Genomic DNA, 8,535 nt, shown 5'->3' with positions numbered 1-8,535 from the left:
CCGGGGCCCGCGCGGAGGCCACCGACCCCGCGACGCCCGCCGCCGCGGTCGCTCGGGCGACTGCTCCGGGACAGGGCCCGCTCGCCGGGTCGGTGCTCAGCGCCGCCACCTGGAAACAGGCTCTCGCCGCGGCGACGCGGCGGAGCTCATGATCGGCCGGATGCGGCGCAGGCTGCTGCTGGGGATCCTGACACTCGGCGCCGGGGTGGGCGCCGTCGTGGCAGCACCCGCAGCAGCGTTCGCCGCCCCCAACGGCCCCAACGGCCCCAACGGCCCGCAGGGCGGCGGGGCCGACGGCGTCACCATCGACCTCGGCGGCCTCACCGACAGCCCCAGCACCTCGGTGACGGTGCTCATCGGCCTCACGCTGCTCTCGTTGCTGCCGGCGATCCTGCTCAGCTGCACCGCGTTCACGAAGATCTTCGTGGTGCTCGGTCTGACCCGCAACGCGCTCGGGCTCCAGCAGACCCCGCCCAACCAGGTGCTGGCCGGCCTCGCGCTCTTCCTCAGCCTGTTCGTCATGGGACCGGTGCTCTCCGACATCAACGAGCTCGCGCTGCAGCCCTACCTCAACGGCGACAAGACCACGTCGGTGGCGATCCAGGACGGCATCGAGCCGCTGCGCGACTTCATGCTCGACAACACCGACGACGACGAGCTGATGCTGCTGACGAACGTCGCGGACCGCGACCTGCCCGAGAACCGCGACGACGTGGCGACGACGACGCTGATCCCGGCGTTCGTGCTGACCGAGCTCAAGCAGGCCTTCATCATCGGGTTCATCATCTTCATCCCGTTCCTGGTCATCGACCTGGTGGTCAGCGGAGCGTTGATGGCCCTCGGCATGATGATGATGCCGCCGGTGATGGTCTCCTTGCCGTTCAAGCTGCTGCTGTTCGTGCTCGTCGACGGCTGGGCCCTCGTGATCAAGTCGCTCGTCGCGAGCTACGCGGGGTAGCGCCATGTCCGACACCGCCATCATCGAGATCGCGCTGCACACCATGGTCGTGGCGCTCAAGCTCTCCGCTCCGATCCTCGTCACCTCGCTGGTGATCGGGTTCGCCATCTCGCTGTTCCAGTCGCTGACGCAGATCCAGGAGGCCACGCTGGCGTTCGTGCCGAAGCTGATCGGCGTCGGCATCGCGCTGCTGCTCTGCGGCAACTGGATGATGCACACCCTGGTCTCGTTCACCAACGACCTCTTCGCGGGCATCCCCGCCCTGCTCGGCTGAGCCGACCCATGACGCTGACCGTCGCTGGTGAGCCGCTGGTGGCCTACCTGCTCGCCTCGGTCCGCATCCTGGCCTGGCTCGCCGTCGTGCCGCCGTTCTCCGGACGCGGGATCCCGACGATGGCCAAGGTGGTGCTCGGGCTCGGGTTGGCGTTCGCCGCGGTGCCCGACGGCGGCGCGATCCCGCTCTCCACGGTCGCCCTGCTGCTCAACGTGGGCACGCAGGTACTCATCGGCGTGGCCATGGGCTTCGTCACCCAGCTCCTGCTGGGCGCCGTCGCCGCGGCCGGCAGCCTGATCGACGTCTTCGGCGGCTTCTCGCTGGCGCAGGGCTTCGACCCGCTGTCGATGAACACCAACACGGTGTTCGGCAAGTTCCACCAGATGCTGGCAATGATCCTGCTCTTCGCCAGCGGGGGCTACCTCATCGTGATCGGCGGCCTGGTCCGCACCTTCCACTTCCTGCCCCTGGGCACCACGCCGCACTGGCAAGCGGCGCCGGACGTGCTGCTCACGGCGTTCGGTCTGTTCTTCACCACCGCGGTCCAGATCGCGCTGCCGATGATCGCCGTGCTGTTCCTCTCCGACCTCGGCCTGGCGCTCCTCACGAAGGTCGCGCCGCAGCTCAACGCGTTCAACGTGATGTTCCCCGTCAAGGTCGGCATGACCCTGCTGCTGGTCGGCCTGTCGTTCCCCGTCCTCCCCGACGCCGTGGACCGTCTGGTCGACCTCACGACCCAGGCGATGTCGACGCTCTCGGGCGCGGGCTGAGGGGGGTGAGGTCCGATGAGCGGTGAGAAGTCCGAGAAGCCCACCACCAAGCGACGCAAGGAGAACCGCAAGGAGGGGCAGGTCCCCCGCACGCCCGAGCTCGGCGCGTGGTCGGCCCTGCTGCTGATCGCGATGTTCCTGCCCGGCCTGATCGGCCGCGAGATCGACAGGCTGCGGGAGCTGACGACGGTCGCGTTCAGCTCCGCCGCCGACGCGGACGCCGACGTCGCCCTGCACCTGCTCGGCAAGGGCCTCACCCACGTGCTGTTCACGCTCGTGCTGCTCGGCGCCGGCATCGCCGTCATCAGCGTCGCGGGCGCCCTCGGCCAGGGCGGCTTCTTCCTCGCGACCAAGTCGATCAAGCCCAAGCTGTCCAAGATCAACCCGCTGCCGGGCTTCAAGCGGATGTTCGGACCCCAGGCCCTCTGGGAGGGCGCGAAGATGCTGATCCGCAGCGGGATCGTGGCGCTCCTCGTGTGGGGCGCCGTCAAGACCATGCTCCCGCTGATCGGCGGCCTGGTGCCGATACCCGTGGTCCTCGACCAGTTCGCCTCCAACGCGGTCAGCATGATCCGCAACATCGCGGTCGCCGGCGTGATGCTCGGCGGGTTCGACTACCTGGTCAAGCGCCACCAGATCGGCAAGAAGACCAAGATGTCGAAGGACGAGGTCAAGCAGGAGTACAAGCAGTCCGAGGGCGACCCCCTGCTCAAGGGCGCGATCCGATCGCGGCAGCTCGCCGCCTCCCGCAACCGGATGATGGCCGACGTCCCGAACGCCGACGTGGTGCTGGTCAACCCCACCCACGTGGCCGTCGCACTGGCCTACGACCCCGAGCGCGGCGCTCCCCGCGTGGTCGCCCGGGGCGCGGGCGTGATCGCCGCGGCGATCCGCGAGCGGGCCACCGAGGCCCGAGTGCCGCTGGTGCGCGACGTACCGCTCGCGCGAGCGCTGTACACCTCGACCACCGTCGGCCAGGAGATCCCCACCGAGCTGTACGCCGCGGTCGCCCAGGTGCTGGCGTTCGTGATCAGCCGCCGGACCCGCGGGCAGCGCGGCGGCGAGCACCGCACACCGCGGACGAGCGACGAGCTGCCTGAGGTGCTCGCCGCCGGACGGAGACGTCCGAACCCCTCAGGAGCGCCCACCGCCGGCCGATGAGTAGCCCGACCCCAGGACGGAGTCGGACAGCGGTGCCACGGACGGCGCCCGCCTCACCATCCCGTCTCCCCCTGGAGGAGCTCGTGCCCTTGAAGCGGCTGAGCCAGCTCGCGGTGCCGATCGGCATCGTGATGATCGTCGTGATGCTCGTGGTGCCGTTGCCCGCGATGCTGCTCGACCTGCTCATCGCGCTCAACATCACGGTGGCCCTCCTGGTGCTGATGACCGCGATGTTCGTCCGCGGTCCCCTCGACTTCGCGGCCTTCCCCGCCGTGATCCTGGTGATGACGCTGTTCCGGCTCGCCCTCAACGTCAGCGCGACCCGCCTGGTGCTGCTCGACGGCTTCGCGGGCAAGGTGATCGACACGTTCGGCCACTTCGTGGTCGGCGGCTCGCTCATCGTCGGCCTGATCGTGTTCTCGATCCTCCTCGTCATCCAGTTCGTCGTCATCACCAACGGCGCCGGCCGGGTCGCCGAGGTGGGTGCACGATTCACCCTCGACGCGATGCCCGGCAAGCAGATGGCGATCGACGCCGACCTCAACTCCGGCCTCATCGACGAGGACGAGGCGCGGCGCCGGCGGGCCCAGGTGCACGCCGAGGCCGACTTCTACGGCGCGATGGACGGTGCGTCGAAGTTCGTCAAGGGCGACGCGATCGCCGCGATCGTGATCACGCTGGTCAACCTGATCGGTGGCTTCGCGGTCGGCGTCGGTCAGCTCGGCATGCCGTTCGGCGAGGCCGTGACGACGTACAGCCTGCTCTCGATCGGAGACGGTCTGGTCTCCCAGATCCCCGCGCTGCTGCTCTCCGTCGCCACCGGCCTGATCGTCACTCGCGCCACGGGCGAGAGCGACATGGGCAGCGACATCATGCGCCAGATGACCGCGAACCGGATGCCGCTGCGCATCGCCGGATTCGCGGCGCTGACCCTGTGCCTGATCCCGGGGCTGCCGAAGATCCCGTTCATGCTGGCCGGCGGCCTCATGCTGGTCGCCTCGTCGCGGATCAAGGAGGAGCCGGAGCCGGAGGAGGAGGCGCCCGCGACCACCACGTTCGCCACGGCCGACACCCCCGAGCTGCTCGCCGCCGAGATCCAGGTCGACCCGCTCGGGCTCGAGCTCTCGGCCGACCTCATCGACCTGGTCGACCCCTCCACCGGCGGCGACCTGCTCGAGCGGGTCAAGTCGCTGCGTCGCAAGATCGCGACCGATCTGGGCATCGTGGCGCCGCCGGTGCGCACCCGAGACAACCCCCAGCTGCCGTCGCGGACCTACGCGATCATGCTCTTCGGCATCGAGGTCGCCCGCGGTGAGGCGCCTCCGGGCACGGTGCTGGCCATCGGCGACTTCCTCGGCTCGCTGCCCGGCGAGGCGACTCGCGAACCGGTCTTCGGCCTCGAGGCCCGCTGGATCCCGGCGGCTCTGCGCAGCCAGGCGGAACTCTCCGGCGCCACGGTCGTCGACCGCGCCTCGGTGATCACCACGCACCTGGCCGAGGTCGTCACCCAGAACGCCGCGCAGCTGCTCGGCCGCGAGGACGTGCGGATGCTCACCGACGTCGTCAAGCGCTCGCACCCGGTCGTCGTCGAGGAGCTGACCCCGACCGTGCTCAGCCTCGGCGAGATCCAGCGGGTGCTGCAGCAGCTGCTCGACGAGGGCGTGTCGATCCGCGACCTGGTCCGGATCTACGAGGCCCTCTCGCTGCAGGCGACCCGCACCAAGGACCTCGACCCGTTGGTCGACGCCGCCCGGCGGGCTCTCGGTGCCGCGATCGCCGCGCCGTACCTCGTCGACAAGGTGCTCCACGTGATCACGTTCGAGCCGCAGATCGAGCAGCGCATCCTGGAGTCCCTGCGCCCCTCCGAGCACGGGCACTCGATCGCGCTCGACCCCGAGACGAGCCAGACGCTGCTCACGAACCTGGCCCAGATGGTCACCACCGTCGAGAACCGCAACCTGCGGCCGGTGCTCGTGTGCGCCCCGCAGCTGCGGGCAGCCGTGCACCGCCTGGTGCACCCGATCGTGCCGCGGCTGGCCGTCCTCTCCTACCAGGAGCTGCTCGGCGCCGAGCAGATCCGCTCCGAGGGCATCGTCGGCGCCGACGTGCCGCTGGCGGTGACAGCATGAGCCCGATCTCCTGGCCGGTGGTGACCGGCACGCTCCTGGTCGGATCGCCCGCGATCTACGCGGCCCAGGTGGCCGGCACGCTCTCGGTCGACACCGCCATGACCCGGCTGCTGCTCTGCGCCGTCGGGGTCTGGGCGGTCTGCTCGATGTTCTCCTCGCTCTCGGCCCAGGCGGTCGAGGGCAACCAGGCCCGGCAGCTGGAGGCCGAGCGCGAGGCGGCCCGCGAGACGGCCGCTCAGGAGAAGGCGGCCCGCGAGAGGGCGGCCGCGGAGCAAGCGGCCGACGCGGCCGGCAACGCCGCCTGAGGCTCGATTCACCTACGCCCGGACATGGAGCGACCCGCAGGCTCTGGTCTCCTGCGGAGACCGCTCCGGTGGATGTGAAGACCGGATCGCCTGCGGGTCGGGTGACTGCTTGGGATTCACCAGCAGCCTTCGAGGGCACTTCCGCCCTCGATGTTGCTGGGGCTGCTAGCGGGCAGCCACCTCACGCATCCAAGAAGAACTCATTCTTCGGACCACCTCCTTTCCCGTGTGCGATCACCGTAGGTCGCACCCTCAGGGGGTTCAAGGGATTAACGAGCGCTTCACCCGTTCGGGTCGAGCCTCGGTTCAGGCGACGTCGGTCGCCTGGAACTGCGAGTTGTACAGCCGCGCGTAGGCCCCGCCGCGCGACAGCAGCTCGTCGTGGGCGCCCTGCTCGACGATCGCGCCGTCCTCCATCACCAAGATCAGGTCCGCGTCGCGGATCGTGCTGAGCCGGTGGGCGATCACGAACGACGTGCGGTCGGTGCGCAGGGCCGCCATCGCGTGCTGGAGCAGCAGCTCGGTGCGGGTGTCGACCGACGACGTGGCCTCGTCGAGGATCAGCAGCGCGGGATCGGTGAGGAAGGCCCGCGCGATCGTCACCAGCTGCCGCTCCCCGGCCGAGAGGTTGGACCCTTCCTCGTCGATGACCGTGTCGTAGCCCTCGGGCAGCGAGTGGACGAACCGGTCGACGAACGTCGCGCGGGCGGCCTCGAGCACCTGCTCGTCGGTGGCGTCGGGACGGCCGTAGGCGATGTTGTCGCGGATCGTGCCCTCGAACAGCCAGGTGTCCTGCAGGACCATCCCGATCTGGCTCCGCAGGGCGGCGCGCGGCATCGCGGAGATGTCGACACCATCGAGGGTGATCCGGCCGCCGTCGAGGTCGTAGAACCGCATGACGAGGTTGACCAGCGTGGTCTTCCCGGCCCCGGTCGGACCGACGATGGCGACGGTCTGGCCGGGGCGGGCGACCAGCGACAGGTCGGCGATCAACGGCCGGTCCTCCTCGTAGCGGAACGACGCGTGCTCGAAGGCGACCTCGCCGCGCCGCTGGGCCGGCGTACGTCGTTCGGCCGGGTCGGCCGGCTCCTCGTCCGCGTCGAGCAGCTCGAAGACCCGCTCGGCCGACGCCACCCCGGACTGGAGCAGGTTGGTCATCGACGCCACGGTCGTCAGGGGCTGGGTGAACTGGCGGGTGTACTGGATGAACGCCTGCACCTCGCCGAGCGACAGCGAGCCGTGGGCGACCCGCAGGCCGCCGATCACGGCGATCGCGACGTAGTTGAGGTTCCCGACGAACATCATCGACGGCATGATCAGTCCGCTGACGAACTGCGCACCGAAGCTGACCCGGTAGAGCTCGTCGTTCTCCTTCGCGAACGTCTCCTCGATCTCGGCGCGGCGCCCGAACACCTTGACCAGGGCGTGGCCGGAGTAGGCCTCCTCGATCTGGGCGTTCAGGCGGCCGGTGCTCCGCCACTGGGCGACGAACTGCCCCTGCGAGCGCTTCATGATCTGCGCGGTGACGACCAGCGAGACGGGCACTGAGACCAGCGCGACGAGCGCCAGGAGCGGGGAGATCCAGAACATCATCCCGAGCACCGCCAGGACGGTCATCAGCGAGGTGAGCAGCTGGCTCATCGTCTGCTGGAGCGTCTGGCTGACGTTGTCGATGTCGTTGGTGACCCGGCTGAGCAGCTCGCCGCGGGGCGAGCGGTCGAAGTAGCCGAGGGGCAGCCGGTTGATCTTGTCCTCGACGTCCTGGCGCATGCGGCGCACGGTGTTCTGCACGACGGTGTTGAGCACGAACCCCTGGAGCCAGCCGAGCAGTGACGCGCCGGCGTAGATCGCGAGGACGACGAGCAGCACGTGCCCGACCGCCGTGAAGTCGACGCCCTGGCCGGCCACGACGTCGCGCCCCTGGACGGCGTCAGGCAGGGCGGAGTCGGGCGTGCCGGCCGGGAACTGGCGTCCGATGAAGCCGTCGAAGACGAGGTCGGTGGCGTGCCCGAGGATCCGCGGCCCCGTCGCCATCAGTGCGACGCTGGCGACCCCGAGCAGCACGACGACGATCGCCTTGGCCCGCTCGGGACGCATCCGTGCGACCAGGCGCCGCGCCGACGGGCCGAACGACATCGCTTTCTGACCGACCATGCCGGCCATCGGGCCGCGGCCGGGGTGGCCGCCCGCCGGCGCCTCGATACGCTCGGTCGCCTTGAAACCCTGGGCCTTCTTGGCCGGTGCGGGGGTCGTCATGCCGTTCGGGGTCCCCGCGGAGTCGGGAGCGTGCGAGCGACTTCGTGGGGGGTTCATGCCGCCTCCTCGGGGGTCAGCTGGGAGGTGACGATCTCCTGGTAGGTCTCGTTGTCGGCGAGCAGCTCGTGGTGGGTGCCGCGACCGACGACCCGCCCGTCCTCGAGCACGAGGATGAGGTCGGCGTCGATGATCGTGGAGACGCGCTGCGCGACGATCACGACCGTGGCCTCGCGCGTGACCGGCCGCAGTGCGGCACGCAGCCGGGCGTCGGTGGCCAGGTCGAGGGCCGAGAACGCGTCGTCGAACAGGTAGATGCCAGGACGCCGGATCACCGCCCGGGCGATCGCGAGCCGCTGGCGTTGGCCACCGGAGAAGTTCGTCCCGCCCTGGGTGACCGGCGCGTCCAGCCCCTCGGGCAGCGCCTCGACGAAGTCACGGCCCTGGGCGATCTCGAGGGCGGCCCAGATCTCCTCGTCGGTGGCGCCCGGCAGTCCATGCAGCAGGTTGCTGCGCACGGTCCCCGTGAACAGGTAGGCCTTCTGGGGCACCAGACCGATCTGCTGCCAGAGCAGGTCGAGGTCGAGACGGCGTACGTCGGTGCCGCCGACCCGCACCTCGCCGGCGGTGGCGTCGAAGAGTCGCGGCACGAGGTTGACCAGCGTGGACTTGCCGGCTCCTGTCG

8 protein-coding genes are annotated in these 8,535 nt (G+C 70.0%); 6 read left to right on the top strand and 2 right to left on the bottom strand.

All coding sequences use genetic code 11. The annotated features are described in order from the left end of the window. The first annotated feature begins 160 nt into the window (after positions 1-160). The 6 genes from fliP (at position 161) to Q0L15_RS07900 (ending at position 5,597) form a co-directional block, all read left to right on the top strand. On the top strand, positions 161-958 hold the full coding sequence (gene fliP / locus Q0L15_RS07925; RefSeq protein WP_296603463.1) for a flagellar type III secretion system pore protein FliP: 798 nt from the start codon (positions 161-163) through the stop codon (positions 956-958). A gap of 4 nt (positions 959-962) precedes the next feature. After that, complete coding sequence (gene fliQ, locus Q0L15_RS07920) at positions 963-1,232, top strand: flagellar biosynthesis protein FliQ (RefSeq protein WP_284532270.1); 270 nt, start codon at positions 963-965, stop codon at positions 1,230-1,232. 8 nt (positions 1,233-1,240) lie between these two features. Further along, on the top strand, positions 1,241-2,002 hold the full coding sequence (locus tag Q0L15_RS07915) for a flagellar biosynthetic protein FliR (RefSeq protein WP_296603461.1): 762 nt from the start codon (positions 1,241-1,243) through the stop codon (positions 2,000-2,002). Between the two features lie 15 nt (positions 2,003-2,017). Then, complete coding sequence (locus tag Q0L15_RS07910) at positions 2,018-3,163, top strand: EscU/YscU/HrcU family type III secretion system export apparatus switch protein (protein WP_296603460.1); 1,146 nt, start codon at positions 2,018-2,020, stop codon at positions 3,161-3,163. 83 nt (positions 3,164-3,246) lie between these two features. After that, the gene (flhA, locus tag Q0L15_RS07905) at positions 3,247-5,292 is read left to right on the top strand and encodes a flagellar biosynthesis protein FlhA (protein ID WP_296603458.1); all 2,046 of its coding nucleotides are present in this window, start codon (positions 3,247-3,249) and stop codon (positions 5,290-5,292) included. Continuing rightward, positions 5,289-5,597: a hypothetical protein gene (locus Q0L15_RS07900; protein ID WP_296603457.1), complete on the top strand. Its 309-nt coding sequence runs from the start codon at positions 5,289-5,291 to the stop codon at positions 5,595-5,597. The genes flhA and Q0L15_RS07900 overlap by 4 nt, the downstream gene beginning before the upstream one ends. Before the next feature lie 306 nt (positions 5,598-5,903). Here Q0L15_RS07900 and Q0L15_RS07895 read toward each other — a convergent pair whose 3' ends face one another. Both Q0L15_RS07895 and Q0L15_RS07890 read right to left on the bottom strand, forming a co-directional pair. Beyond that, positions 5,904-7,853 carry an ABC transporter ATP-binding protein gene (locus Q0L15_RS07895; protein WP_296603455.1) on the bottom strand — a complete coding sequence of 650 codons (1,950 nt, stop codon included), beginning with the start codon at positions 7,851-7,853 and terminating at the stop codon, positions 5,904-5,906. A 53-nt stretch (positions 7,854-7,906) separates the two neighbouring features. After that, positions 7,907-8,535 (bottom strand): ABC transporter ATP-binding protein (locus Q0L15_RS07890; protein WP_296603454.1); only part of this gene is annotated, 629 nt, incomplete at its 5' end.

It is taken from the genome of Nocardioides sp., assembly GCF_024509035.1.
Classification (GTDB): Bacteria; Actinomycetota; Actinomycetes; order Propionibacteriales; family Nocardioidaceae; genus Nocardioides.
This window is presented reverse-complemented; position numbering and strand designations above follow the sequence as displayed.

Excerpts from the sequence above, each read along its gene's own strand:
- fliP (WP_296603463.1), top strand. The coding sequence starts at position 161 with ATGCGGCGCAGGCTGCTGCTGGGGATCCTGACACTCGGCGCCGGGGTG.
- fliQ (WP_284532270.1), top strand. The coding sequence starts at position 963 with ATGTCCGACACCGCCATCATCGAGATCGCGCTGCACACCATGGTCGTG.
- Q0L15_RS07915 (WP_296603461.1), top strand. The coding sequence starts at position 1,241 with ATGACGCTGACCGTCGCTGGTGAGCCGCTGGTGGCCTACCTGCTCGCC.
- Q0L15_RS07910 (WP_296603460.1), top strand. The coding sequence starts at position 2,018 with ATGAGCGGTGAGAAGTCCGAGAAGCCCACCACCAAGCGACGCAAGGAG.
- Q0L15_RS07900 (WP_296603457.1), top strand. The coding sequence starts at position 5,289 with ATGAGCCCGATCTCCTGGCCGGTGGTGACCGGCACGCTCCTGGTCGGA.
- Q0L15_RS07895 (WP_296603455.1), bottom strand. The coding sequence starts at position 7,853 with ATGACGACCCCCGCACCGGCCAAGAAGGCCCAGGGTTTCAAGGCGACC.